Genomic DNA, 23,431 nt, shown 5'->3' with positions numbered 1-23,431 from the left:
CAAAGCGGTCACCGATTCTCCAAGGCTCGCACAATCTCGCTGAATCCCGGTCGCGCCAGCACCTGCGACTGACAGCAGCGCTGCTGCAATGCCTCCAGCTGCACACGACTCTCATCGCTCAACCCCGAGTCGATCCGCTCCAACAATTCCCCCAGCAAAACACCAAACGCCCGTACCTCGATCCGTTGCATCGCACGGCTTTCAAGGTTGTCCGAGGTGGCATGGAAAGACGCCGCACCAAAATCCCCCAGCAGGCAATCACCGTGCTCGTTCCACAAAATGTTGTGGCCGTAGAGGTCGCCGTGGGTGATGCCATGCTGGTGCAAATGCTCGGCTGCCGAGGCGACGCCACAGGCGATGCGCAATGCCACGCCAGCGCTGAACCGGGTGTCATTGGCGTAAACGTCGCGGGTACATGACGCCAGGCTCGGCAGCCCGGCCAGATTGCGATAGCTCGGATCGATCAATTGCATCACCAGCCCGGCTTGGGCTTCTGGATGCCCGACGACTCGCCCTTCAACCCGGATCAGGTTGGGGTGACTACCGGCGGTGATGCAGGCGTTCATCTCGTGCAACGGCGAGCCATCGCTGGTCATTTCGCCTTTGTAGAGTTTGACGGCGACCGGAATGGCCGCTTGGCCCGGTCGATCCCACATTGCCCGATGAATCACTCCTGAGGCGCCTTCGCCCAGTTGCTGCTCCAGACGCAGTTCAGACCAGGGAATGCGAGGCGTGGCTTCGAGGGCGGCGGCATCGCCTTCGGTCTCCAGCGGATTACCGGCGTACGCCAGCCATGTCAGGCTCGGCAGGGACAGCAGCCACTCGGGTAACTCGCTCAACTGGTTGGCGGCGATACGGATCAGTTCGAGTCGATGGCAATGACGCAAGCTCTGCGGCAAACGTTGCAAGCGGTTGCCGGCAAGCATGAGTTTTTGCAGGTGCGGGCGTTCCCCCAGCTCGGCCGGCAACTCAGTGATGCAGTTATCGGTCAGGATCAGCCAGCGCAGCATCGGTGGCAGGGCCGCGCCTGGCACGCGCTCGATGCGGTTGGCCTTGAAGGCGACCATTGTCAGTGCGGCGCATTGGCCCAGGCAGTCGGGCAGTTCGGTGAACAGATTGTCCGAGCAGAACAGCACGCGCAAACGGGTCAGTCGGTGCAAGTCGTCCGGCAGACTGCTCAAGGCATTGCCGCTGAGGTTGAGGACTTCCAGCGAGTCCGCCAGGTCTAAAATTTCTCGCGGAAACTCCGTCAGGCCGCCGGAGAGGTCCAGGCGGGTAATGCCCGACAGTTGACCGGCGCGTAGTTGGGCAAGGGTATCCATTAACAGATTCACTTTGATCGAGAGGACGGCGCGGAGGCCTGGAAACGGGCGACATGATACCGGCAAAGGCCGGGGACGTGTCAGACCGGATCCCTGACTTGCATCACCGCCCAGGCTTTCGCGCAAAGACTGCTGGCCGAGCAGATCAGGTGCTTGTCCTGGTCGTACAGGACGTCGACCAGATTGATGAAGCGCTGCTGGGCGGCGATTGAACAATCGGCGAGGTTGGGCAGTTCATCGATGAACCAGTGATCGAAACGTCGGCACAGCTCCAGGTAATCCATGACCGAGGTGGGTTGGTCACACAGGTCGCCGAAGGTGAAACCGATGGTTCGCCCTTCGCAGTGTCGGGCCGGAAGGTTGCGTGTCCCGACGGCCAGTTGAATGGCCGGTGCGTCGCGTTCGGGCCGGTTCAACGACTGACGCTGCGCCAGCGTGACCGGCCAGACGTACTCTCCCTGGGTAAACAGCTGCTGGGCATGGGTTCTGACTTGACTGCGGTAGTCGTGGGGACCGCCGACCTCCATGACCTGCATGCGAGCGTTGATAAGGTCGATCACCGGCTTGAAACGCGCGTGGTACAGCGGGTTGGGCAGTAGTCCTTCCGGTGGGTAGTTGGAAGTGAGCAGCAGCAGGATGCCTCGGCGGAACAGAGCCTTGAACAGCCGGGTAATGAGCATCGCGTCGCCGATGTCATGGACGTGAAACTCATCGAAACACAGCACCCGGCAATCGCGCAGTTGTTCATCAAGGGTGGTTTCCAGCGCATCGGGGTGATCGCGAAGAGTGAACATTCCTTGGTGTAGTTGCGCAAAAAACTCATGAAAATGCAGGCGCTGTTTTCCCGCGATGGGAAGCGCCTGGAAAAACCCGTCGAGCAGCCAGCTCTTGCCGCGACCCACGGTGTCGTGAAGGTAAAGGCCGGGGAGCGTTTTTGTCGAAGTGCCCGACAAGGTCGAACTACCACTGTGAGGTCACCCCGTAATCTTCATGCCGGCTCCCCGAGCGGCGGCATAGTGTAACCAGAGGGGGAATTTTCATTACAGTTGTGTCGACCTGTAGCAGCTGCCGAGCCTGCGAGGCTGCGTTCGGCAGCTGCTACATAGATAGCGCTATGCCGGAAGTTAGCGCTCGATACTGCGATTCCACCGTGCATTCCATGCCGGGCGCTGTTCGTTGACCTGATCCCAATCGATCGCAATGGCCGTGGTCAGGTACTGCTTCATCGCCTCGACCTGACCGCGAGTCTTGTCGGTGGTCGGGGTATTGGGGTTGGACGGGATCTGGTCGCCGTCTTCAAGCGCGGCGGCCTGCGCTTCAGGTGTCAGCAAGAAGGCGGCGAGTTTCTGCGCCAGTTCCGGCTGAGTGTTGTTGGCGATGGCACATTCGGCCACGTTGAGCACCACGGCGCCTTCCTTCGGTTGCGCATACTCCACCGGCATACCCTTGAGTTTCAGGGCGGTGACCTGGGTCGGCGTCAGCGGGAACAGCGCGGCTTCGTCGGTCTGAAGCATTTCGGAAATCTTCGCCGAACTTGGAATGTACTCCAGCACGTTGCGCCCGACGGTGTTCGGCCAAGCCTTGAAGCCTGGCTCGACGTTGGTTTCGCTGCCGCCCTGAATCCGGTTGAACATCAAAAACCCATGCAAGCCGAAGGTCGAGGACGCCATCGACTGGAACACCAGTTTGTCCTTGTAGCGCGGGTCGGCCATGTCCATCCACGAGGTTGGCGCGGTCCAGCCTTTCTCCTTGAACAGGCGCGTGTTGTACGCCAGCCCGGTCACGCCGAGGCTGACCGCCACCGCTTGATCCTTGATGCGGCCCTTGGCCGGAATCTGCGCCAGCGGTGCGCTGTCTTCGAGTTTGTCGCACAGCCCCATGGCGATGGCGCGGTACATGATGCCGTCGTCGAGGAACATCACGTGCATCTGCGGGTTGCCTTTGCTGGCCTGGACCTTGGCCAGAATATCGGCGGAGGTGCCGGGCACGATCACCACTTTGACGTTATTGGCCTTCTCGAAAACCGGCAGCACCTTGTCGGCGTAGAGCCGCTCCATGGTCCCGCCGTTCATGCCCAGGTAAAGCGTCGGTTCGGCCTGGGCCTGGGTGACCGTGAGCAGGGCGGTCAGACAGGAGAAACCGAGCAGTGCAGTGCGTTTGACGTTATTCATTGGCGCGACCTTCCTCTATCAAGCAACGGAGATGGAGTGAAACCGGGTGATGGAAAACGCATCCAGCGACGTTTTTGCGGCGCCGCTGCAGATGATTTCGGTGAGCGCCTGGCCCACCGCGGGGCCTATCTGAAAGCCCGCACCGGCAAAGCCGAACGCGTGCAACAGACCGGGTTGAGTGCCACTGTGGCCGATCACCGGTTGGCGATCGGGCAGGTAACCTTCGGTGCCGCTCCAGGTGCGAATCGCCTGGGCGCCTTCAAGAAACGGATAAAGCTCGACGGCCTGACGCAGGATCTCGATGACCGCGTGCTGGCCCGGCCGGGCGCGGGCACCGTCGAGAGCAAAACCCTGACCGCCACCCAACACGCAATTGCCGCGCGCGACTTGACGGGCATAGATACCGCCGCCTTCGACCCCGGTGCTGGCATTCATCACCAGCGGCAAGGGCTCGGTGACCAGCATGGCCGGGTGCCCGGCGTGCATCGGCACCCCCTCACCGAACTGTTCTGCCAGGCTGCCGGCCCAGGCTCCGGCGCAATTCAGCAGCCAGGGCGCCTGCAACTCCAGACCGTTTTGCGTGCTGACGCGAAAGCGCTGACCGTCGTGTTCCACCGCCGTAACCGCGCATTGTTCATGGACCTGTGCGCCGTGCCGACGCGCCGCCAGGGCAAACGCCGGGGAAACCAGTCGCGGGTTGGCGTGACCGTCATCGGGGCAAAACGAGGCACCGACCGCCACCTCACCGACCCACGGAAAACGTGCGCGTAACTCAGCGCGCTCGAGTACCTGCAAATCGAGGCCAAAACCCCGACTGCTGGCGGCATAGTCTTGCAAGGCGTGCAGATCGTTGAGGCTGCGGGCCAGTTTCAGGTGGCCGCTGCGCTGATACTCACCGTCGATGCCAATCAGCTGCGGCAGTTGCACCCAGATGTCGTGGGCCCGTTGCGACAGCGGCAGTTGCGACAGCGGTCGCCCCTGGCGTCGTACGCCGCCGTAGTTCACGCCGCTGGAATGCGAGCCACAGAAGTCCCGCTCTAGCAGTGCAACGCGACGTCCGGCCTTACTCAGAAACAGCGCGGCGGAGGCACCGACAATACCGCCGCCAATGATGACGGCATCGACTTCGATCATGACTCGAGCTCCAGACCAAACGGCAGGGGTTTGATGGGGGCCTGAGCTCGAAGCCTGCCGATGTCGGACACGCAGCGCTGGCTTTCGCAGGCAATGATTTCCGCGGCGGCGGCGCCACACATCCGTCCCTGGCAGCGGCCCATGCCGACCCGGCAATGCGCCTTGACCCGGTTGATCTCCCAATGGCCCTCGCGCACCACTTGGCGGATGTCGCCGGCGCGCACTTCTTCGCAGCGGCAGATCATCACGTCATTCGGGGCATCGGCGGCCCAGTTCTCGGGAAAGATGAAGGCCCGTTCCAGACCTTGGCGGAAGGTATCGATCCGTCCCAGCGCCTGCTCCAATTGCGCCCCACGTTGCGGCGGGATCAGGTAACCGATGTCTTCGAGCAACGCCAGGGCCGCGCGTTCACCGGCCATTTCGGCCGCGTCGGCGCCCATGATGCCGGCACCGTCGCCGGCCAGGTAAACCTCGGCGACACTGCTGCGACCGGCGCTGTCACGTTGCGGCAGCCAGGCTCGGTTGAGCGGGTTCCAGGCGAATTCACAGCCGAGCAGGTCGGCAAGTTGGGTTTCACTGCGCAGACCATGGGCGAAGGCGACGGCGTCGCACTCCAGATGCTGATTGCCCTTGGCGTGGCGCCAGGTCAGCGATTGCACACGCTGTTCGCCGTTGATGCCTGTGAGGCTGGCGCCCTGATGCACCGGGATGCCGTGGGCGGTCAGCCAACTGCGGTAATAGATGCCTTTGGCCAGGGTGGCCGGTTGCGAGAGCAGGCCGGGCAGGGCGCGGGCCTGAGCGCTGAAGGGCGAACTGTCGAGCACCGCGACGACATTCGCGCCGGCCTTGGCGTATTGATACGCCACCAGGTACAGCAGCGGCCCGCTGCCGGCGAACACCACGCGTTCACCGATGGCGCAGCCTTGGAACTTGAGGGCGATCTGCGCTGCGCCGAGGCTGTAAACCCCCGGAAGGGTCCAGCCCGGCACGGGCAGAATCCGGTCGGTGGCGCCCGTGGCGACGATCACGCGGGAGAACGCCAGCCGCGCGGCGCGGCCCTCATGCAAGGTGTCGAGCGCACCGTCTTCAGCGTTCCATACCAGGGTTTCAGGACGGTAATCGAGTTGCTCGCGCAGCGCGTCGATCGTCTGATGCAATGCGCTGGCCTTGCCGGCTTCGAAGCCATACAGCTTGACCGGCGAACGCTTGAAGTTTGCCGGTTGGCGACGATAAACCTGCCCGCCACCGCGTGCTGCTTCGTCCAGCAGGACCGGGCGAACGCCATGGGCGACCAAGGTTTGTGCGGCACGAATACCGGCCGGACCGGCACCGATGATGACTACAGACTTCATACCCACCTCATGTGTGAACGCCGCTGAACCCCTATGGGAGGAAAGGTATTCATAGGGAGCGCCCCGGTTCGCGGCTGATCTGCTGCCCGGCTTCGAGCAGCGTCGAGCAGGCGCGCACTCGCCGGCCATCGCCCAGGCGAACCCAGCAGTCCTGACAGGCACCCATCATGCAAAACCCGGCACGGGGTTCGGCGCTGAAGTCGCTGCCGCGCAAGTGTTCGCTGCAGGTCAGCACCGCCGTCAGCAAGGTGTCGCCGAGCAGGCCGGTGGCCGGTGCGCCGTCGAGGGTAAAGTCCAGGGCCGGGCGGTCGCCTTCGGCCAGTCGTTTCAGCAGAGCCATGGCGCCCTCATTGTTTGCCCACCAGAACCCGATCGAGGCCGTAGACCCGGTCAAGCAAAATCATCGTCAGCGCAGTCAACCCAATCACCAGTGCCGACACCGCCGCCATCATCGGATCGATGGATTCGGTGGCATACACGTACATCCGCACCGGCAGGGTTTGCGTGGCCGGCGAGGTGACGAAAATCGACAGCGTGACCTCATCGAAACTGTTGATGAACGCCAGCAGCCAGCCACCGGCGACCCCCGGCAGAATCATCGGCAAAGTAATTTCCCGGAACAGCGTGAAGCGCCCGGCACCGAGCGATTGCGCGGCGTGTTCGGCGCTGCGATCCAGGCCGATGGCCGACGCCAGCACCAGCCGCAGCACGTACGGTGTGATCACCAGCACGTGGGCGAAGATCAGCCAGGCGAAGCTGCCGTTGACGCCCATCAGCGCAAACAATCGCAGCAACGCGACGCCGAGCACCAGGTGCGGAATGATGATCGGCGACAGGAACAGGCCGTTTAAAAAGTCGCGTCCGGGGAATTCGAAACGAGTGATCGCCAACGCCGCCGGCACCGCAATCAGTGTCGCCAGACTGGCCGCGCAAAAGGCCAGGATCAGGCTGTTGTAGAACGCATCGACAAAGTCAGCACGCTCGAACACCGCGCGGAACCAGCGCAGGGAAAACTCCGTGGTTGGCAGGCTCAGGGTGTTTTCCGGGGTGAAGGCCACAAGGCAAACCACCACCAGCGGCGCCAGCATGAACAGCACCACGAGGGTATGGAACAGCAGGGCGAAAGGACCGTTCTTGGACATGACGAGTTATCCCAATGACTTCTTGTAGCGGCCTTCGATCATCCGGTTCCACGACAGCATGATCAGCAGGTTGAGCAACAGCAGGGCCACGGCGATGGCCGCACCCATCGGCCAGTTGAGCTCCGACAGGTATTGGTCGTAGATCAGCGTGGCGACCATTTTTATCCGGCGTCCGCCGAGCAGACCGGGAATCGCAAAAGAGCTGGCTGCAAGGCCGAATACGATCAATGTGCCGGAGAGCACGCCGGGCATGATCTGCGGCAGCACCACTTGGCGCATCACGGTGAAGTGGCTGGCACCGAGGGACATCGCGGCCTGCTCGGCGGCCGGGTCGAGTTTTTGCAGCGAGGTCCAGACCGGAATGATCATGAACGGCAGCATCACGTGGACCAGCGCAATCACCACCGCGAACGGCGTGTAGAGCAGCTTTATCGGCGAGCCGCCGAAGGCTTGCAGGGTCTGGTTGACCAGGCCGTCGGCGCCGAGTAACAGGCTCCAGCCGAAGGCGCGCACCACCACCGAAATCAGCAACGGGGTGAGGATCAGAATCAGGAAAATCGAGCGCCACGGTGCGCCCATGCGGCTGAGGATGTAGGCCTCGGGCACGCCGATCACCACGCAGAGCAGGGTGGTCAGGGCACTTATCCACATCGTGCGCAGAAAGATTTCGTAGAAGTACGGGTCGCCCAGCAGGTTGCTGTAGTGGTCGAGGGTGTAGGCGTCGCCGTTGATCCCCGAGCTGTAGTCGAAGACGTTGAACGACAGCACCAACGTCAGCAGCAGCGGGATAACCAGCAGGCCGACGTACAAGGCCAGGGCCGGTGCCGACAGCCAGTAACCCTGGCGTCCCTGGCGAACGGCGACAAGCGTACTCATGCCGGCACCTCGTCGACACTCAGTACCCGCAGCAACGTTGCGTCCCAATCGAGGCCGACCGCCGTGCCTTCGGTCAGCGGTGCCGAACCGTCGTTGCGGCGTACTACGCTGAGTTCGCCCAGGGTCGTCGACACGCCGTACAGCCATTGGCTGCCGAGAAAGAAGCGACTGACGATGTTGCCTTGCAGACGGCCATGGCCGGCGTCGCGCAAATCGATTTTTTCCGGACGCAGGCTCAGGGTCAGTTCGCCGTCGCCGCGGTTGCACACCTGAACGACGCCAGCACTGTCCCGCTCGCCCGGCAACAGGTTGGCCTTGCCGACGAAACCGGAAATGAACTCGGTGCGCGGGTGTTCGTAGAGGGTGTAGGGCGCGTCGATCTGGGTGATGCGCCCGGACTGCATCACCACCACCCGGTCGCTGATGGACAGCGCTTCGGACTGGTCGTGGGTGACCATCAGCGTGGTGATCCCGACTTCGCGCTGGATGCGGCGGATCTCGAATTGCATCTCTTCGCGCAGGTTGGCGTCGAGGTTGGACAGCGGTTCGTCGAGCAGCAGCACCGGCGGCTCGATCACCAGGGCCCGAGCCAATGCAACACGTTGACGCTGGCCGCCGGAAAGTTCTCGCGGGTAACGCTCGGCGTGCTGGTTGAGGCGCACCAGTTTCAGCACCCGGTCCACCCGCTGCTGCAACTCGCCGTTGGCCACTTTGCGCATGCGCAGGCCGAAGGCGACGTTGTCTTTCACGGTCATGTGCGGGAACAGCGCGTAACTCTGGAACACCACGCCCAGACCACGGCTGGCGGGTTTGGCGTGGGTGATGTCGCGACCGTCCAGCAGGATGCGACCGCTCGTGACTTCGACGAAGCCGGCGATCATTTGCAGGGTGGTGGTTTTGCCGCATCCAGAGGGGCCGAGCAGCGAGACGAACTCGCCTTTCTCGACCGAGAGGTTGGTGGCAACGACGGCGTCGATCTCGCCGTAACGTTTGCCGAGTCCTTCAAGTTGCACAAAAGCCATAACTGCGCTCCACCTGAGATTGTTATGCGTCGCCCGAAGGTGCGCTTTTTTGTATGGGCAGATACGAAAGGTCTTGCTGGGTGCGTTGGCGCTCGACTTGGGTCGGCTGCCGCTGTTGTTCGAATCGCCCCTGTATGGACGCAGAGTAGGACGAAGAATAGGATGGGCTCAATGGCCTATTTCACTGAAGCGATGACTATTTTCAGTTTCATTCGGTGAGTAAATTAATACTTGAGAAAACCCATGACAGATTCCATTGACCGGAATGAACGCAAAAGTGATGTTGGTGTTGGCGCAGTCTCAAGACTGTTTGCCGTGCTGCGCAGTCTGGGTGACACCGTCGAGGGCGGGGAGCGGGTTACGCAACTGGCCCAGCGCATCGGTTTGTCACAACCAACCACGCACCGATTGCTGCGCAGCCTGATGGATGAGGGCATGGTCGAGCAGGATGCACGCAGTAAGCGCTATCGCTTGAGTCTGGAGTTTTTCGCCCTGGCGGCGCGTGCCGGGAATACCGGAAACCTGCGCGAACTGGTGCGTCCGGCGCTGCTGCGGCTGTCGGCGTCGTTGGGGGATTCGTTGTTCTTACTGGCGCGAAGTGGTTTTGATGCGATTTGCCTGGACCGCAGTGAAGGGCCGTTTCCGATCCGTACCTTTACCGGTGACATCGGCGGGCGAGTGGCGCTGGGCGTGGGGCAGGGCAGCCTGGCGATTCTGGCGTTCCTGCCGGAAGAAGAGCGCGACACGGTGATTCACTACAACTTGCCAAGGCTCAAGGATTTCCACCTGTACGACGAGGTGTTCCTGCGCTCGGAAGTCGAGAACGTGCGCAAGCTCGGTTACGCCGGGCGCAACACCGGCGTGTTGCAGGGCATGGCCGGGGTGGCGGTGCCGATTCTGGACCGTGAAGGGCGGGCCGTGGCGGCGTTGAGTGTGGCCACTGTGAGTGATCGGCTGGGGCCGGATCGCTTGCCGACGGTGGTTGAAATGCTCAAGCGCGAAGCAGCGCTGATCGGGCCGCGGATCAATCCGTTCGACCCGTTACTGCGCCGGCCATCGCAAGTGTTCGGGCAGGGTTGAAACCTGGACAAATCCAATGTGCGGGCTTGGCGGTGTGATCAAAACTGCACGGTTTTCTTGAGCATCTGCGCCGCCGGCGTATCCGTCGGGCTGACCATCGCGTAGTTGTACCCGCCCCCCGACCAGTACTCGGCCTGCAACTCGCCATCGAGGCGACTGCCCCTCGGTAACAGGTAGTTTTTCGGCCCTGGCGGGCGCACGTAGAAGCTGACTTTATGCCCCCCCTGATCCTCGTAAACCACCATCGCCGCCGGCCCTTGCTCGGTACTTAGCAAGCGCCCGCTGACCGGTTTGAAACCGGCGCCCGAGAGGTCAGGCAAGCGATTGGCCTGAGTGAAATAGCGGTCGAGCCAACCCTGCATGTCACCGTCGTCGCTGACTTTGTAATCGGCCGGCAGGATGCCCTGCTGGGCAATCAGGCGATAGGCCTGCAGGGCATCGGTCATCGGCGGCGTGGCACTGATGAGCGTCATCTCCCGGGCTTGCCAACCGCTGAATCCGCCGACGCTGACCGCGATCAGCAACACGGCGGCGCTGGCCAGGTGACGGCGAGATTGTCGCTTGAGGCGTTGGCGAATCAGCGCCGGGTCGAGGTCCGGGTTGGCCGGTTGCTGCAGGGCGCCGCTCAATGCCGCGCGCAATTGCTGGGCGTCCTGCTGCCAGGCACGCACTTGTGCAGCCACTTGCGCGTTGCTGGCCAGAAAAGTCTCCACCAGACGTCGGTCGGCATCGCTGAGTTGCTCGTCGACATAGGCGTGCAGGTCACGTTCGCTTGGGGGCAGGCTGATCATTTGAGTCTCCGCAGAGAAGGGCGGGTGATTTCGCCGTCGCTCAACTGGCGCAAGGCTTGGCGGGCACGGGACAGGCGGGACATCACGGTGCCGGTGGGGACGTCGAGAATCTCGGCGACCTCTTTATAACTCAGGCCTTCGACCGAGACCCAGAGCAGCAGTGCGCGCTGTTCGGTAGGGAGCTGATCGAAAGCTTTGAGGGTCGATTGGGCAATCACCGTGCGTTCCACCGACGGCTGAGAATCGTCACGCCCGGTAAAGAATTCGAGCATCCGCGCATAACGCCGGGAGCGCCGGTGAGCATCGAGAAACTGCCGATACAGAATCGAAAACAACCAGGCGCGCAAGTCGCCCTTGGGGCGTTTGCCGCCCCAACTCGACAGCGCGCGCTCAAGGCAAGACTGCACCAGGTCGTCGGCGCTGCTGGGATTGCGCGTCAACGACACGGCAAACCGGCGCAATCTGGGAATGATTTCTCTCAGCTGTTCGTCGATATCGTTCATGAAGTTCTGACCAGTCACTACGCTGTGGACTAGAGAGACGCCCGGCATGCGAGGTTATTCCACGCCTGAAAAAATAAATACCGCGTGATGGAATAAACCGCTGTGGGGTTCGTCTGCTTGATCCTTCTCACTTGTGGCCGATGGCCCTGGAGTCTTTCATGGTAGATCGCTCATCACCGCCAACCCGGCCACCCTTGAGTGCCGCGAGCCTGACGTTACGTCTGGCCGGTATCGCTGTGGTGGTTGCCGCAGTGGCCGGGGCTTTTGCCTACGTCAACGGCACCTTCGACCCACAGCGCCTGACGCCGAAAAAGCTGATCAATGTGCTGGAGACCAACAACGGCGTGCACCCGGGTTTCCGGCGTAACCACTCCAAAGGCGTGTGCGTGATCGGGCATTTCGAGAGCAGCGGTGAGGCGCGCAGTTACTCCAGCGCTCAGGTTTTCAATGTGGCGCGGACCCCGGTGGTCGGGCGTTTCGCATTGCCGGCCGGTAATCCTTATGCGCCAGACAACAGCGTGCCGATCCGCAGCCTGGCGTTGCGATTCACCCAGGCCAACGGCCAGCAGTGGCGCACCGGGATGAACAGCATGCCGGTGTTCCCGGTGGGGACGCCCGAAGCGTTCTATCAATTGCAACAAGCCCAGTCACCGGACCCGGCCACCGGCAAGCCGAACCCCACTGCGGTGCCGGCGTTCTTTGGCTCGCATCCGGAAGCAGCACCGTTCCTGGCCTGGATCAAAACCGCCAAGCCGTCGGCCAGTTACGTGACGGAAACCTACAACAGCGTCAATGCGTTTTACTTGGTGAACGCTGCGGGACAACGGCAGGCGGTGCGCTGGAGCATGGTGCCCGTCGCTCAGGATGCAGCAGGTGCTACGGCGCCTGAGGGTGGTGACTTCCTGGAAAAGGACTTGGTACAGCGCATTTCCGCAGGGCCGCTGCGTTGGCAGCTGAATATCACCCTGGCCAACCCCGGTGACCCGGTCAACGACGCCAGCAAGGCCTGGCCCGACGGCCGCAAAGTGTTGAACGCCGGCACCTTGGTGCTCGAAAGCACTCAGCCGCAACTCAATGGCGAATGCCGCGACATCAACTACGACCCGCTGGTACTGCCCGCTGGCATAGAAGGTTCTGACGACCCGTTGCTCGCCGCTCGTTCAGCCGGGTACGCCACTTCCTACTTGCGTCGTACCAGCGAAGTCAGCCAGTTGCCCTCAGCCAATAAACAGGAGTCTCGTCAATGAGCGCTCAACCGAACCACTTCGCGCCTTTAGCGCGATTGCTGCACTGGCTGATGGCGCTGATGATCATTGCCATGCTGTTTATCGGCGCGGGCATGGCCGCTTCGGTGTCCGAGCGTCATGAGTGGCTGATTCATCTGCACAAACCTTTGGGCGTCGCGATTCTGCTGTTGGTGATCGTGCGCCTTGCCGTGCGCTTTTCCACGCACCAGCCACCGCTGCCAGCGGATCTGCCGGGTTGGCAAGCGCTGGCGGCCAGGGCTTCACATGTTTTGCTGTACGCGTTGATGCTGATTCTGCCGCTGCTGGGCTGGGCAATGATTTCGGCGGCCGGGGATCCGGTGATGCTCAGCAGCTCGTTGCAGTTGCCGTCGATCGTACCGGCGAATGCGCAGGTGTTTGCGTTCCTGCGCAAGGCTCACGGGTATCTGGCGTATTTGCTGTTCCTGACGGTGCTGCTGCATTTGGCGGCGGCACTGTTTCACGGTTGGGTGCGCCGCGATGACGTGCTGGATAGCATGTTGCGGGGCAAGGATCGCGGCTGATCCCCTGTGGCGGCTGGCGAAGCCAGCTGCTACGGATTAGTGTGAAGCAACTTCCAAGGTTGGACCTTCGTGGCCAGCGTTCGCCACCAATAGATCAACGCCACAGCATTGATGCCTGCGCCCAGCAGGCATACGCCGAGCCACCCGGCCCACGCGTACATCGCCGTCGAACCGATCGACCCTAAGGCGCTGCCAATTGAATAGAACAACATGTATCCGGCGGTGAGTCGGCTTTGGGCTTCCGGGCGCACGCTGTAGATCATGCTCTGGCTGGTGACGTGCACGGCCTGCAAACCCAGATCCAAGGTAATCACGCCAAGCAGCAATGCCCACAATGAGGACTGGGTGAAGGCAATCGGCAGCCAGGAAACCAGCATCAGCAAGAGCGACAAACCGCTGGTCCATTGTCCCAGGCCACGATCAGCCAGATGCCCGGCGCGAGCGGCGGCCAGTGCACCGGCGGCACCTGCCAGTCCGAATAATCCGATTTGTGTGTGGGACAACGACAGCGGCGGGGCGCTCAGCGGCAGCACCATGGGCGTCCACAACACCATGGCGCTGGCGAAGGTCAGTAGCGCGAGCACCGCCCGCTGGCGCAGCACCGGTTCTTCCTTGAACAGCGTGAATACCGAGCCCAGTAAGGCGCCGTAGGAACTGGCGGGTTGCGCATCTTCATGTTTGGGCAAGACACGAAACAGCAGCAACGCCATCACCAGCGTCAAACCCGCTGACAACAGATAAATCGAACGCCAACCGGCGAGGTCGGCCATGGCGCCGGACACTGTCCGGGCGAGCAGAATGCCGACGACGATGCCGCTGGTGACCATACCGACCACGCGCCCTCGCTGCTCCGGGATGGCCAATGTCGCGGCGTAGGCCACCAACACTTGTGTCACGACAGCCAATAACCCGGTCAATGTCATGCCGATCAGCAGCCAGATGTTGTCAGGCGCCAGTGCGATCGTGAGCAAGGCCAGCGCCGACAGCACAGTTTGCGTAACGATCAGGCGCCGGCGATTGAGCAGGTCGCCCAGCGGCACCAGCAACACCAGGCCTGCGCCGTAACCGACTTGCGTCAGCGTGACGACGATGCCGATGGTTGCAGGGTCCATGGCGAAGGCCTCGGCCATGGCATCGAGCAGCGGTTGTGCGTAGTAAACATTGCCGACGGCCAGGCCGCAGGCGATGGCAAACAGCAGCACCACGGCGCCGCTCAATGGATGTTCAGGTTTCATGGCAGGCTTCCTTGTGTGGTTTCAAAGTGAAACTAGTTGTACGGTAAGGAAGCTGGTTTTATATTGCAACTACATTTGATGGATGTGAGCGCGCTCATGGCTAAACGTACAAGCATGGAAAACGCCGAATGCCCGGTTGCCCGTTCCCTGGATGCCATTGGTGATTGGTGGTCGTTGCTGATCGTGCGCGATGCATTTGACGGCATACGTCGATTCGGGGAGTTTCAGCGCAATTTGGGCATGGCCAAGAATATTTTGTCTGCGCGGCTGCGCACCCTGGTGGCCCATGGCATTTTTGACCTGGTGCCAGCGTCGGACGGCAGTGCGTATCAGGAATATGTGCTGACCGAAAAGGGCAAAGGCCTGTTCCCGTTGATCATCGGATTGCGCCAATGGGGCGAGGCGTTTTTCTATGAGGCAGGGGAGGCGCACTCGCGGGTGGTTGACCGAGAGAACGGCCGACCAGTGCAGACGCTGGAATTACGTGCCGAGGATGGGCGCTTGCTGGGACCTGAGGATTGCGTGCGGATCGCTGCGGAGTGAAGCATGGCTGCATGCCGGGCATGCAGCCATCGCGCGTGATCAGCGCAAGGTATCGACCATGTCAGCCACGGTGGTCAGCACATCCTTGCCCAATTGCTTCGAGCGCTTGCCAGACCAGCCGGTCAGCGCATTCGGCGCATCGTTGTTGTCCTTGAAGGGCATTTCGAGGGTCAGCGACAGGCAGTCGAATTTCTCGCCGACGCTGTTGCACGCCAGGGTCATGTTGGCTTTGCCCGGCTCGTCGCGGGTGTAGCCATGCTTGGTCTGGAAGTCCTTGGTCAGGTGCTTCAGATGACTGCGGAAATGCTCTTCAAGTTTTTCGATTCGTGGCGTGTAGCCCGGGTTACCTTCGCAACCGGCGGTGAACACGTAGGGGATTTCTTCATCGCCATGGATGTCGAGGAACAGGTCGACGCCGTACTTTTCCATCTGCTGCTGAACGAACAGCACTTCGGGGCTGATTTCCTGGCTGGCGCTCTGCCAGGCGCGGTTCAGGTCCTGGCCCATGGCGTTGGTGCGCAGATGACCGTGGAAAGCGCCGTCCGGATTCATGTTCGGAACCAAATACAGATCGGCGCTAGTCAGCAGTTTGTTCAATACCGGATCGTCGTGTTTTTCGAGACGTTCGATCACGCCTTCCATGAACCATTCGGCCATGTGTTCGCCGGGGTGTTGCTGGGCGATGATCCAGACCTTGCGCTGACCTTCGGCGCCCGTGCCTTTACGCAGCAGCTGGATGTCCCGACCTTCGACGCTTTTGCCGGTGGCCAGCAGTTCGGTGCCAGCCTTGGTCAGCGCTTGCTCGATCAACCAGTCATGGCGACCGCGGCTGTAGGGTTCGAAGTAAGCAAACCAGGCGTGGGTGGCGGTGGCTTCAAGGCTGAAGCGCAGGCAGTCACCTTCGAAAATGGTCGGCACCCGGAACCAGTTGACGTGGTCGTAGGACGCCACGGCCTGATAACCATCCCAGGCTTTGTTGTAGGAGGACTTGCTGGCATTGTTCAGACGAAACCAGTGTTCCTGACCGACGTGCAGGCCGCTGGCCTTGAAGTGGAACCACTGAAAGTGCTGGCTGCGGGTGTCTGGTTTGATGGCCAGCAGGGCTTGCAACGGATTGCTGATGTCCAACACTTCAATGTTGCCACTGTCGAAGTTGGCACTGATGTCGAAAGAGGATTTAGCCACGGTCATAGTCGATTCCTGAATATGATTTTATGGCTGCTACTTTACACGCTGGGAAGGGAAAACCCGGGGGAAATTCTGCGCTGAAGCGGGGGGCGTCCTCCTTGACGCCGACGCAGCTTAGAGACTGTGCGATTGATTCTCAAGCGCTATTTTTTGATTGGTTTTGGCCAATGATGCCGGGCTTCTCTTGTTAACGGATATTCTTTTGATATCATCCGCGCCATTCGAATTTGCAGCACTTAAAGACTTCATTAGCCTGAAGGTAAAGCCAGAGTAACTGGCAAAAAAAGACCCGGCAAAAGCCGGGTCAAAAACCGTGATTAGCCTGATGAGGAGATAGTCCAGGAGACCGACCTAAGGTCACTTGGACAATCGACTGATCTCGCGACCAGCTGCGTGCAATAATAATCATTCTCGTTTGCAAGTCAAATGTTTTTATCTACTCGATTGGAAAATTCTTTCCCGTCCACCTCGTCAGACACCCATGTCTCACCCGTTCTGATCGCCCTCCAGGGATCGATCCACCATCGCCCTGGCCATATCGATCATGTGTACTGTCGAAAACGCCAGGTCCCGACTTGCGCCCTGCAAATTGCTGGCTGACTCGTACGCGATGGCGGCGGCACAACGTAGCAAATCCGTGGCATGGATCAGCGCCTCTTCGCAGCTGATGTTGCGGTTTACGTCAAAAAAACGTTCTTCGACCACTTCCTCTGAAACAGCTGGTTTCAAGTAATAGTCCAGCGCTCGTTGCGCGGCGGCAGAGCCTTTGGGCGAGGTGAGGGAAGTGTCGATTTGCTTGTCGGGCAGGTCGTTGCAGGGGATGGACATGGCGATGGCAAGCTCCGTGATAGGTTCAGATCCGTGAACCAATCCTAGTACGAACTGTATTTATGACGAGAGATTAAATACTACAATTTGTGTTTTGATGGCCGGAGGCGCCCACGTATCGTGCCGCACATGGATAAATGGATTGAGTTGGTCAAAGCCAAGATGAGTGAACTCAAAGTCACTCAAGAGATACTCGCCGAACGTCTCGGGATGTCCCAGGGCGGCGTGGGTCACTGGCTGAATAAACGCCGTCAGCCGAGCATCGAAGACATGAACCGTGTCTTGCGGGCGCTCGGGATGGATTTTCTGGAAGTGGCGGTGGTGATCCGGGAGCCTTTAGTCCTGCAGGGTGACGAGATTTCCCTGACGCAAAAGTACAACCCGTATTTCCGCTACCCGGTCAGCGACTGGCGGGCACCTGCCGAGGTGCGCGACGGTGAGCTGTCGGTGTACGGCAAGCCACGTTTTGAACTGACCGATTACCACGCCCAGGGCGCGGCCTTCTGGCTGGTGGTGGTCGGCGATGCGATGACCGCACCCAGTGGCGTCAGCGTTGCCGAGGGCATGATGATCCTGGTGGACCCGGCCATTGTGCCGGAACCCGGAAAGTTGGTGATTGCCCACTGGCCGGACAGTACCGAGGCGGTTTTCCGCAAACTGATAGAAGAGGGCGGGCAGCGTTACCTGGTCCCGCTCAATCCGACGTATCCGAAAGCCCTTTACACCGAAGAGTGCCGAATTATCGGCGTGGTGGTTCAGGCGACAGCCAGGTTCTAATCAGATCGGTCCTCGCAAGACGTAGGACCGATCTTCATTTCATGCTTCTTCAAACTCGACCAATGCACTGCCTTCACTGACCATCTCGCCTTCCTGGCAATACAGCGCCTTGATCATCCCGGCGTGTGGCGCACGAATGCTGTGCTCCATCTTCATCGCCTCCAGCACCACCAACTGCGCCCCGGCTTCGACCGTTTGCCCGGCTTCCACCAATACCCGCACGATGCTGCCATTCATGGGTGCGGTCAGCCCGCCGTGATGGCTGTGACTGGCCTCGACGGCGCTGATCGGGTCGTAGGACTCGATGCGGCGCAATTCACCTTCCCATTGCAGATACAGAACATCACCACGGCGGATTGCCCGATGCTGGCGGCGCAGGCCGTTGTGCTCGGTCAGCAGTTGCTCGCCCTTGAGTTGAGCAGTGTGGGCATCAGCGTCGCCCAACGTCAGCGCGTGATTCTGGCCTTCACAACTCAAATGCAGGGTGATTTCTGTCGGCAGCCCGACACGCAAACCATTGCTGTTGGCCCAAGGCGAAACCGGGTCATCGGCACGGGTCGTACTCGGCTGGCTTTGGGCGAATGCCTGGGCGGCGGCTTGCCAGAATTCGTCACTGAGGTCCGAGGCGACTGGCAGCAGTTCTTCCTGATAACGCGGAATGAACCCGGTATCCAGCTCTGCCGCAGCAAATGCCGGATGAGCGACGATCCGGCGCAGGAAGTTGATGTTGGTCTTGAGCCCGCCAATGGCAAACTCATCGAGCATGCTCAGCAGCCGCAGTCGCGCCTGTTCACGATCCTCGCCCCAGGCAATCAGTTTGCCGAGCATCGGGTCGTAGAACGGTGAAATTTCATCGCCTTCTTCGACGCCACTGTCCACCCGCCGTCCCGGACCTTGCGCGGATTCACGATACAGCTCCAGTCGACCGGTCGCCGGCAGGAAATCATTGCCCGGGTCTTCGGCATACAACCGCACTTCGATGGCATGGCCGATCAGCGGAACCTCGGCTTGAGTCATCGGCAGCGCTTCGCCGCGGGCCACACGAATCTGCCAGGCCACCAGGTCGAGGCCGGTGATGGCTTCGGTGACCGGGTGTTCGACTTGCAGGCGTGTGTTCATCTCCATGAAGAAGAACTCACCCCGCGAATCCAGCAGAAATTCCACGGTGCCAGCGCCGACATAGCCGATGGCCTGTGCCGACCGCACGGCGGCCTCGCCCATGGCGCGACGCAGTTCCGGGCTCAAGCCTGGCGCGGGTGCTTCTTCAACGACTTTTTGGTGCCGACGCTGGATCGAGCAGTCACGTTCGTTGAGGTACAGGCAGTTGCCATGCTGGTCGGCGAAGACCTGGATTTCCACATGACGCGGTTTGAGCAGATACTTTTCCACCAGCATTCGCGAATCGCCAAACGAGGATTTCGCTTCACGCTGGGCCGAGGCCAGGGCTTCGGCCAACTGGCTGACGTCCTCGACCACTTTCATGCCTTTGCCGCCACCCCCCGCGGTAGCCTTGAGCAGCACCGGATAACCGATGCGTTCGCAGGCGTCGCGGAAGGTATCGAGGTCCTGAGCTTCGCCGTGATAGCCGGGTACCAAGGGCACACCGGCGGTTTCCATCAAGGCTTTGGCCGCGGATTTGCTGCCCATCGCGTCGATGGCCGAGGCGGGCGGGCCGAGGAAAATCAGGCCAGCTTCTTCAATCGCGCGGGCGAACCCGGCGTTCTCTGAAAGAAAGCCATAACCCGGATGAATCGCTTGAGCACCACTGGCCTTGGCCGCCGCGATCAGTTTGTCGATTTGCAGGTAACTGTCGGCGGCTTTGCTACCACCGAGGTCGACGCGGATATCCGCTTCGCGGCTGTGTCGGGCTTCACGGTCAGTGGCGCTATGAACGGCCACGGTGGTCAGGCCCAAGGCTTTGGCGGTGCGCATCACCCGGCAAGCGATTTCGCCGCGGTTGGCCACCAGCAGGGTGGTGAGAACAGGTGCGCTCATCAACGCGGCTCCTTGGTGGTGGTTTCGGCTTGCCAGCTCGACGGACGTTTTTGCAGAAAGGCCCGCAGGCCTTCCTGACCTTCGGGGCTGACGCGGATGCGGGCGATGGCGTTTTCGGTGTAGCGGCGTAGTGCCGGGGTCAGCGCGCCGTGGCCGACTTCGCGCAGCAACTCCTTGCTGGCGCGCATGGCGGCCGGGCTGTTGAGCAGCAGGTTGTCGATCCACTGTTCGACTTTTTGCTCCAGCTCAGCGATCGGATAACTCTCCGACAACAAGCCGATTTCCCGCGCTTGTTGTCCGCCGAAACGCTCGGCGGTCAGCGCGTAGCGACGTGCCGCGCGTTCGCCGATGGCTTGCACCACGAACGGACTGATCACCGCCGGGGCCAGGCCGATGCGCACTTCCGACAGGCAGAACTGCGCGTCATCGGCGCCGATGGCCATGTCGCAGCAACTGATCAGGCCAAGCGCACCACCGAATGCTGCGCCTTGCACCACCGCCAGCGTCGGGACTTTCAGCTTGGCGAGGTTGTACATCAACTCCGCCAGTTCCCGGGCGTCGTCGAGGTTGGTGTGGTAATCGAGTTCGGCCGATTGCTGCATCCAGGCAAGGTCTGCGCCGGCGCTGAAATGCTTGCCGCGTCCACGCACTAACAGGAAACGCAGACTGGCATCGCTCGACACTTTGTCCAGCGCAAGGATCAGCTCGCGGATCATTTCGGCGTTGAAGGCGTTGTTCTTTTCTTCACGGCTGAGCCACAGGGTCGCAAAACCACGCGGGTCGCTCAGCAGTTCGAGGGTATTGAAGTCGCTCATGATTTTCTCCCGATCACATCCGGAACACGCCGAAGCGGCTCTGTTCGACAGGCGCATTCAGCGACGCCGACAAGGCCAGGGCCAATACATCGCGGGTTTGCGCCGGGTCGATGACGCCGTCGTCCCACAACCGAGCGCTGGAGTAGTAGGGATGACCCTGCTCTTCATATTGGTCGAGGATCGGTTGCTTGATCTCGGCTTCCTGATCGGCACTGAAACCGTGACCACTGCGCTCGGCCTGCTCGCGTTTAACCTGCACCAACACACCAGCCGCCTGCTCGGCGCCCATCACGCCGATGCGTGCGTTCGGCCACATCCACAGGAAGCGTGGATCGTAAGCTCGCCCACACATGCCGTAGTTACCGGCACCGAAACTGCCGCCGATGATTACGGTAAATTTCGGCACCTTGGCGCACGCCACGGCGGTCACCAGTTTGGCGCCGTGCTTGGCGATGCCGCCGGCCTCGTACTTCTGGCCGACCATGAAGCCGGTGATGTTTTGCAGGAAAAGCAGTGGAATGCCGCGCTGACAGGCCAGCTCGATGAAGTGCGCGCCTTTCTGCGCTGCTTCGGCGAACAGAATGCCGTTGTTGGCAAGGATCGCGATCGGGTAACCGTGCAAGTGGGCAAAGCCGCACACCAGGGTCGTCCCGAACAACGCCTTGAATTCGTCGAACACCGAACCGTCCACCAATCGCGCGATCACTTCGCGCACGTCGAACGGCTGCTTGGCATCCGCCGACACCACGCCGTACAACTCGTCGCTGTTGTAGAGCGGGGCGATTGGCGTGCGCTGTTGCAGTTCACCGAGCTTGCGCCAGTTGAGGTTGGCGATGCTGCGCCGCGCAATGGCCAAGGCGTGTTCGTCGCTCTCGGCATAATGGTCGGCAACCCCGGAAATCTTGCAGTGCACATCGGCCCCGCCGAGGTCTTCGGCGCTGACCACTTCACCGGTCGCGGCTTTTACCAGCGGTGGCCCGGCGAGGAAAATCGTCGCTTGTTCACGCACCATGATCGCTTCGTCCGCCATGGCCGGTACGTACGCACCACCGGCGGTGCAGGAACCCATGACCACCGCTATTTGCGGGATGCCCATGGCGCTCATGTTGGCCTGGTTGAAGAAGATCCGTCCGAAGTGCTCACGGTCCGGGAACACTTCATCCTGACGTGGCAGGTTGGCGCCGCCCGAGTCCACCAGGTAAATGCACGGCAAGCGGTTCTGCTGGGCGATGGTTTGGGCGCGCAGGTGTTTTTTCACGGTCAGCGGGTAATACGAGCCACCTTTTACGGTGGCGTCGTTGGCGACGATCATGCATTCGACGCCTTCGACCCGGCCGATCCCGGCAATCACGCCAGCGGCCGGCACGTCTTCGCCATACACCTCGTAGGCCGCCAATTGGCTGATCTCGAGAAACGGCGAACCCGGATCGAGTAAGCGATTGATCCGTTCACGAGGCAGCAGTTTGCCCCGCGAGGTGTGGCGCTCTTGCGCCTTCGGGCCGCCACCTTGCTGCACTTTAGCGAGCAGGGTGTGCAGGTCGTCGACCTGTTTGAGCATCGCCGCGCTGTTGGCCGCGAACTCCGCCGAACGGGGGTTGAGCTGGGTATGCAGGATAGCCATGGACAGCTCCGTTTAGCGGGTTTCGTTGAACAGTTCGCGACCGATCAGCATGCGACGGATCTCACTGGTGCCGGCACCGATTTCGTACAGCTTGGCGTCACGCAGCAGACGACCGGCCGGGAATTCGTTGATGTAGCCATTGCCACCGAGAATCTGGATCGCGTCGAGGGCCATTCGGGTCGCGCATTCGGCGCTGTAGAGGATTACTCCGGCGGCGTCCTTGCGGGCGGTTTCGCCGCGTTCGCACGCTTGCGCTACCGCATAGAGGTAGGCGCGGCTGGCGTTGAGTTGGGTGTACATGTCGGCGACCTTGCCCTGTATCAGCTGGAATTCGCCGATGCTTTGGCCGAACTGCTTGCGGTCGTGGATGTACGGCACGATCAGGTCCATGCACGACTGCATGATCCCGGTCGGGCCGCCGGATAGCACGACGCGCTCGTAATCGAGGCCACTCATCAGCACTTTCACGCCGCCGTTGAGCACGCCGAGGATGTTCTCTTCCGGTACTTCGACGTCGTCGAAGAACAGCTCGCAGGTGTTGGAACCGCGCATGCCGAGCTTGTCGAATTTGTTGCTGCGGCTGAAGCCTTTGGAATCACGTTCTACGATGAACGCGGTGATGCCGTGGGGGCCTTTTTCCAGGTCGGTCTTGGCGTAGATCACGTAGGTGTTGGCGTCCGGGCCGTTGGTGATCCAGGTCTTGCTGCCGTTGAGAACATAGTGATCGTCGCGCTTGTCGGCGCGCAGTTTCATCGACACCACGTCGGAACCGGCATTCGGTTCGCTCATGGCCAGGGCGCCGATGTGTTCGCCGCTGATCAGCTTCGGCAGGTATTTGGTTTTCTGTTCGTGATTGCCGTTGCGGTTGATCTGGTTGACGCATAGGTTGGAGTGAGCGCCATAGGACAGGGCGACCGAGGCCGAACCGCGGCTGATTTCTTCCATAATCACCACGTGGGCCAGGTAACCCAGGCCAGCGCCGCCGTACTCTTCCGGCACGGTCACGCCCAGCAGGCCCATGTCGCCGAATTTGCGCCACAGGTCGGCGGGGAACAGGTTGTCGATGTCGATCTGAGCAGCGCGTGGAGCGATCTCTTTGGCGACGAAGGACTGAACCTGATCGCGCAGCATGTCGATGGTTTCACCGAGGGCAAAGTTCAGGGATGGGTAGCTCATGGGTCACCTTTTGGCTTTTTTGTAGGGTAGGGAGGGCAGTGATGTGGCTCTCACCTTTACGTTAACGTAAG

At 61.1% G+C, this 23,431-nt stretch carries 22 protein-coding genes and 1 pseudogene; 5 read left to right on the top strand and 18 right to left on the bottom strand.

Translation table 11 applies throughout. From position 1 onward, the window contains the following. Window positions 1-8 precede the first annotated feature (8 nt). The 9 genes and pseudogenes from MO767_RS13250 to MO767_RS13210 all read right to left on the bottom strand — a co-directional run bounded on the left by MO767_RS13250 (window position 9) and on the right by MO767_RS13210 (window position 9,019). Entirely contained in the window at window positions 9-1,322 is a 1,314-nt protein-coding gene (locus tag MO767_RS13250; RefSeq protein ID WP_282480986.1) for a leucine-rich repeat-containing protein kinase family protein, read from the bottom strand. Between the two features lie 99 nt (window positions 1,323-1,421). Next, window positions 1,422-2,284: pseudogene (gene zapE, locus MO767_RS13245) on the bottom strand (cell division protein ZapE); the annotation flags it as partial. Window positions 2,285-2,446: 162 nt separating this feature from the next. Further along, window positions 2,447-3,493, bottom strand: coding sequence for an ABC transporter substrate-binding protein (locus MO767_RS13240; protein ID WP_282480850.1), 1,047 nt, complete (start codon window positions 3,491-3,493; stop codon window positions 2,447-2,449). 18 nt (window positions 3,494-3,511) lie between these two features. Next, window positions 3,512-4,627 carry an FAD-dependent oxidoreductase gene (locus MO767_RS13235; RefSeq protein WP_282480849.1) on the bottom strand — a complete coding sequence of 372 codons (1,116 nt, stop codon included), beginning with the start codon at window positions 4,625-4,627 and terminating at the stop codon, window positions 3,512-3,514. Next, the gene (locus tag MO767_RS13230) at window positions 4,624-5,979 is read right to left on the bottom strand and encodes an FAD-dependent oxidoreductase (protein WP_282480848.1); all 1,356 of its coding nucleotides are present in this window, start codon (window positions 5,977-5,979) and stop codon (window positions 4,624-4,626) included. Before MO767_RS13230 ends, MO767_RS13235 begins: the two co-directional genes overlap by 4 nt. Before the next feature lie 49 nt (window positions 5,980-6,028). After that, on the bottom strand, window positions 6,029-6,319 hold the full coding sequence (locus MO767_RS13225) for a (2Fe-2S)-binding protein (protein WP_282480847.1): 291 nt from the start codon (window positions 6,317-6,319) through the stop codon (window positions 6,029-6,031). A 7-nt stretch (window positions 6,320-6,326) separates the two neighbouring features. Next, window positions 6,327-7,121, bottom strand: a complete 795-nt coding sequence (locus tag MO767_RS13220) for an ABC transporter permease (RefSeq protein ID WP_008148452.1) — start codon at window positions 7,119-7,121, stop codon at window positions 6,327-6,329. Between the two features lie 6 nt (window positions 7,122-7,127). After that, a complete protein-coding gene (locus tag MO767_RS13215) occupies window positions 7,128-7,997 on the bottom strand; it encodes an ABC transporter permease (RefSeq protein ID WP_282480846.1) in 870 nt (289 codons plus the stop codon). Beyond that, entirely contained in the window at window positions 7,994-9,019 is a 1,026-nt protein-coding gene (locus MO767_RS13210) for an ABC transporter ATP-binding protein (RefSeq protein ID WP_282480845.1), read from the bottom strand. The genes MO767_RS13215 and MO767_RS13210 overlap by 4 nt, the downstream gene beginning before the upstream one ends. 243 nt (window positions 9,020-9,262) lie before the next feature. On the opposite strand from MO767_RS13210, the gene MO767_RS13205 reads away from it, so the two are divergent. Further along, on the top strand, window positions 9,263-10,099 hold the full coding sequence (locus MO767_RS13205; RefSeq protein WP_282480844.1) for an IclR family transcriptional regulator: 837 nt from the start codon (window positions 9,263-9,265) through the stop codon (window positions 10,097-10,099). Between the two features lie 38 nt (window positions 10,100-10,137). Here MO767_RS13205 and MO767_RS13200 read toward each other — a convergent pair whose 3' ends face one another. Then, complete coding sequence (locus tag MO767_RS13200) at window positions 10,138-10,890, bottom strand: anti-sigma factor (RefSeq protein ID WP_282480843.1); 753 nt, start codon at window positions 10,888-10,890, stop codon at window positions 10,138-10,140. Beyond that, entirely contained in the window at window positions 10,887-11,393 is a 507-nt protein-coding gene (locus MO767_RS13195; protein WP_282480842.1) for a sigma-70 family RNA polymerase sigma factor, read from the bottom strand. The genes MO767_RS13200 and MO767_RS13195 overlap by 4 nt, the downstream gene beginning before the upstream one ends. A gap of 158 nt (window positions 11,394-11,551) precedes the next feature. On the opposite strand from MO767_RS13195, the gene MO767_RS13190 reads away from it, so the two are divergent. After that, window positions 11,552-12,640 (top strand): catalase family peroxidase, encoded by a 1,089-nt coding sequence (locus MO767_RS13190; RefSeq protein ID WP_282480841.1) that lies wholly within the window; start codon window positions 11,552-11,554, stop codon window positions 12,638-12,640. Then, complete coding sequence (locus tag MO767_RS13185) at window positions 12,637-13,182, top strand: cytochrome b (protein WP_282480840.1); 546 nt, start codon at window positions 12,637-12,639, stop codon at window positions 13,180-13,182. Before MO767_RS13190 ends, MO767_RS13185 begins: the two co-directional genes overlap by 4 nt. Window positions 13,183-13,211: 29 nt before the next feature. Here MO767_RS13185 and MO767_RS13180 read toward each other — a convergent pair whose 3' ends face one another. Further along, the gene (locus MO767_RS13180; RefSeq protein ID WP_282480839.1) at window positions 13,212-14,417 is read right to left on the bottom strand and encodes an MFS transporter; all 1,206 of its coding nucleotides are present in this window, start codon (window positions 14,415-14,417) and stop codon (window positions 13,212-13,214) included. A 96-nt stretch (window positions 14,418-14,513) separates the two neighbouring features. Between MO767_RS13180 and MO767_RS13175 the strand changes: the two genes are divergently transcribed. Further along, on the top strand, window positions 14,514-14,960 hold the full coding sequence (locus tag MO767_RS13175; protein ID WP_123366482.1) for a helix-turn-helix domain-containing protein: 447 nt from the start codon (window positions 14,514-14,516) through the stop codon (window positions 14,958-14,960). 39 nt (window positions 14,961-14,999) lie between these two features. Here the strand turns inward: MO767_RS13175 and MO767_RS13170 are convergent, their stop codons facing one another. Then, on the bottom strand, window positions 15,000-16,151 hold the full coding sequence (locus tag MO767_RS13170; protein WP_201182367.1) for a M14-type cytosolic carboxypeptidase: 1,152 nt from the start codon (window positions 16,149-16,151) through the stop codon (window positions 15,000-15,002). A gap of 483 nt (window positions 16,152-16,634) precedes the next feature. Continuing rightward, complete coding sequence (locus MO767_RS13165; RefSeq protein WP_282480838.1) at window positions 16,635-16,976, bottom strand: DUF3077 domain-containing protein; 342 nt, start codon at window positions 16,974-16,976, stop codon at window positions 16,635-16,637. Between the two features lie 129 nt (window positions 16,977-17,105). Between MO767_RS13165 and MO767_RS13160 the strand changes: the two genes are divergently transcribed. Next, the gene (locus tag MO767_RS13160; protein WP_282480837.1) at window positions 17,106-17,753 is read left to right on the top strand and encodes a S24 family peptidase; all 648 of its coding nucleotides are present in this window, start codon (window positions 17,106-17,108) and stop codon (window positions 17,751-17,753) included. Window positions 17,754-17,792: 39 nt separating this feature from the next. On the opposite strand, the gene MO767_RS13155 is transcribed toward MO767_RS13160, so the two are convergent. Genes MO767_RS13155 through MO767_RS13140 form a run of 4 tightly spaced genes read right to left on the bottom strand, consistent with a single transcriptional unit; the run spans window position 17,793 to window position 23,360 of the window. Then, window positions 17,793-19,748, bottom strand: coding sequence for an acetyl/propionyl/methylcrotonyl-CoA carboxylase subunit alpha (locus tag MO767_RS13155; protein ID WP_282480836.1), 1,956 nt, complete (start codon window positions 19,746-19,748; stop codon window positions 17,793-17,795). Further along, window positions 19,748-20,563, bottom strand: coding sequence for a gamma-carboxygeranoyl-CoA hydratase (locus tag MO767_RS13150; RefSeq protein ID WP_282480835.1), 816 nt, complete (start codon window positions 20,561-20,563; stop codon window positions 19,748-19,750). Before MO767_RS13150 ends, MO767_RS13155 begins: the two co-directional genes overlap by 1 nt. 13 nt (window positions 20,564-20,576) lie before the next feature. Further along, entirely contained in the window at window positions 20,577-22,184 is a 1,608-nt protein-coding gene (locus MO767_RS13145; RefSeq protein ID WP_282480834.1) for a carboxyl transferase domain-containing protein, read from the bottom strand. A gap of 12 nt (window positions 22,185-22,196) precedes the next feature. Further along, window positions 22,197-23,360, bottom strand: coding sequence for an isovaleryl-CoA dehydrogenase (locus tag MO767_RS13140; protein ID WP_282480833.1), 1,164 nt, complete (start codon window positions 23,358-23,360; stop codon window positions 22,197-22,199). Window positions 23,361-23,431 lie beyond the last annotated feature (71 nt).

The sequence above is a fragment of the Pseudomonas sp. UYIF39 genome (assembly GCF_029963765.1).
GTDB lineage: Bacteria > Pseudomonadota > Gammaproteobacteria > Pseudomonadales > Pseudomonadaceae > Aquipseudomonas.
Note: the sequence above shows the minus strand (reverse complement) of the source record. Positions and strands in the feature narration are given on the sequence as shown.

Coding starts and splice junctions, on each gene's coding strand:
- MO767_RS13195 (WP_282480842.1), bottom strand. CDS start 11,393: ATGAACGATATCGACGAACAGCTGAGAGAAATCATTCCCAGATTGCGC.
- MO767_RS13170 (WP_201182367.1), bottom strand. CDS start 16,151: ATGACCGTGGCTAAATCCTCTTTCGACATCAGTGCCAACTTCGACAGT.
- MO767_RS13160 (WP_282480837.1), top strand. CDS start 17,106: ATGGATAAATGGATTGAGTTGGTCAAAGCCAAGATGAGTGAACTCAAA.
- MO767_RS13230 (WP_282480848.1), bottom strand. CDS start 5,979: ATGAAGTCTGTAGTCATCATCGGTGCCGGTCCGGCCGGTATTCGTGCC.
- MO767_RS13235 (WP_282480849.1), bottom strand. CDS start 4,627: ATGATCGAAGTCGATGCCGTCATCATTGGCGGCGGTATTGTCGGTGCC.
- MO767_RS13250 (WP_282480986.1), bottom strand. CDS start 1,322: ATGGATACCCTTGCCCAACTACGCGCCGGTCAACTGTCGGGCATTACC.
- MO767_RS13165 (WP_282480838.1), bottom strand. CDS start 16,976: ATGTCCATCCCCTGCAACGACCTGCCCGACAAGCAAATCGACACTTCC.
- MO767_RS13155 (WP_282480836.1), bottom strand. CDS start 19,748: ATGAGCGCACCTGTTCTCACCACCCTGCTGGTGGCCAACCGCGGCGAA.
- MO767_RS13190 (WP_282480841.1), top strand. CDS start 11,552: ATGGTAGATCGCTCATCACCGCCAACCCGGCCACCCTTGAGTGCCGCG.
- MO767_RS13185 (WP_282480840.1), top strand. CDS start 12,637: ATGAGCGCTCAACCGAACCACTTCGCGCCTTTAGCGCGATTGCTGCAC.
- MO767_RS13180 (WP_282480839.1), bottom strand. CDS start 14,417: ATGAAACCTGAACATCCATTGAGCGGCGCCGTGGTGCTGCTGTTTGCC.
- MO767_RS13225 (WP_282480847.1), bottom strand. CDS start 6,319: ATGGCTCTGCTGAAACGACTGGCCGAAGGCGACCGCCCGGCCCTGGAC.
- MO767_RS13150 (WP_282480835.1), bottom strand. CDS start 20,563: ATGAGCGACTTCAATACCCTCGAACTGCTGAGCGACCCGCGTGGTTTT.
- MO767_RS13175 (WP_123366482.1), top strand. CDS start 14,514: ATGGCTAAACGTACAAGCATGGAAAACGCCGAATGCCCGGTTGCCCGT.
- MO767_RS13210 (WP_282480845.1), bottom strand. CDS start 9,019: ATGGCTTTTGTGCAACTTGAAGGACTCGGCAAACGTTACGGCGAGATC.
- MO767_RS13200 (WP_282480843.1), bottom strand. CDS start 10,890: ATGATCAGCCTGCCCCCAAGCGAACGTGACCTGCACGCCTATGTCGAC.
- MO767_RS13215 (WP_282480846.1), bottom strand. CDS start 7,997: ATGAGTACGCTTGTCGCCGTTCGCCAGGGACGCCAGGGTTACTGGCTG.
- MO767_RS13145 (WP_282480834.1), bottom strand. CDS start 22,184: ATGGCTATCCTGCATACCCAGCTCAACCCCCGTTCGGCGGAGTTCGCG.
- MO767_RS13240 (WP_282480850.1), bottom strand. CDS start 3,493: ATGAATAACGTCAAACGCACTGCACTGCTCGGTTTCTCCTGTCTGACC.
- MO767_RS13140 (WP_282480833.1), bottom strand. CDS start 23,360: ATGAGCTACCCATCCCTGAACTTTGCCCTCGGTGAAACCATCGACATG.
- MO767_RS13205 (WP_282480844.1), top strand. CDS start 9,263: ATGACAGATTCCATTGACCGGAATGAACGCAAAAGTGATGTTGGTGTT.
- MO767_RS13220 (WP_008148452.1), bottom strand. CDS start 7,121: ATGTCCAAGAACGGTCCTTTCGCCCTGCTGTTCCATACCCTCGTGGTG.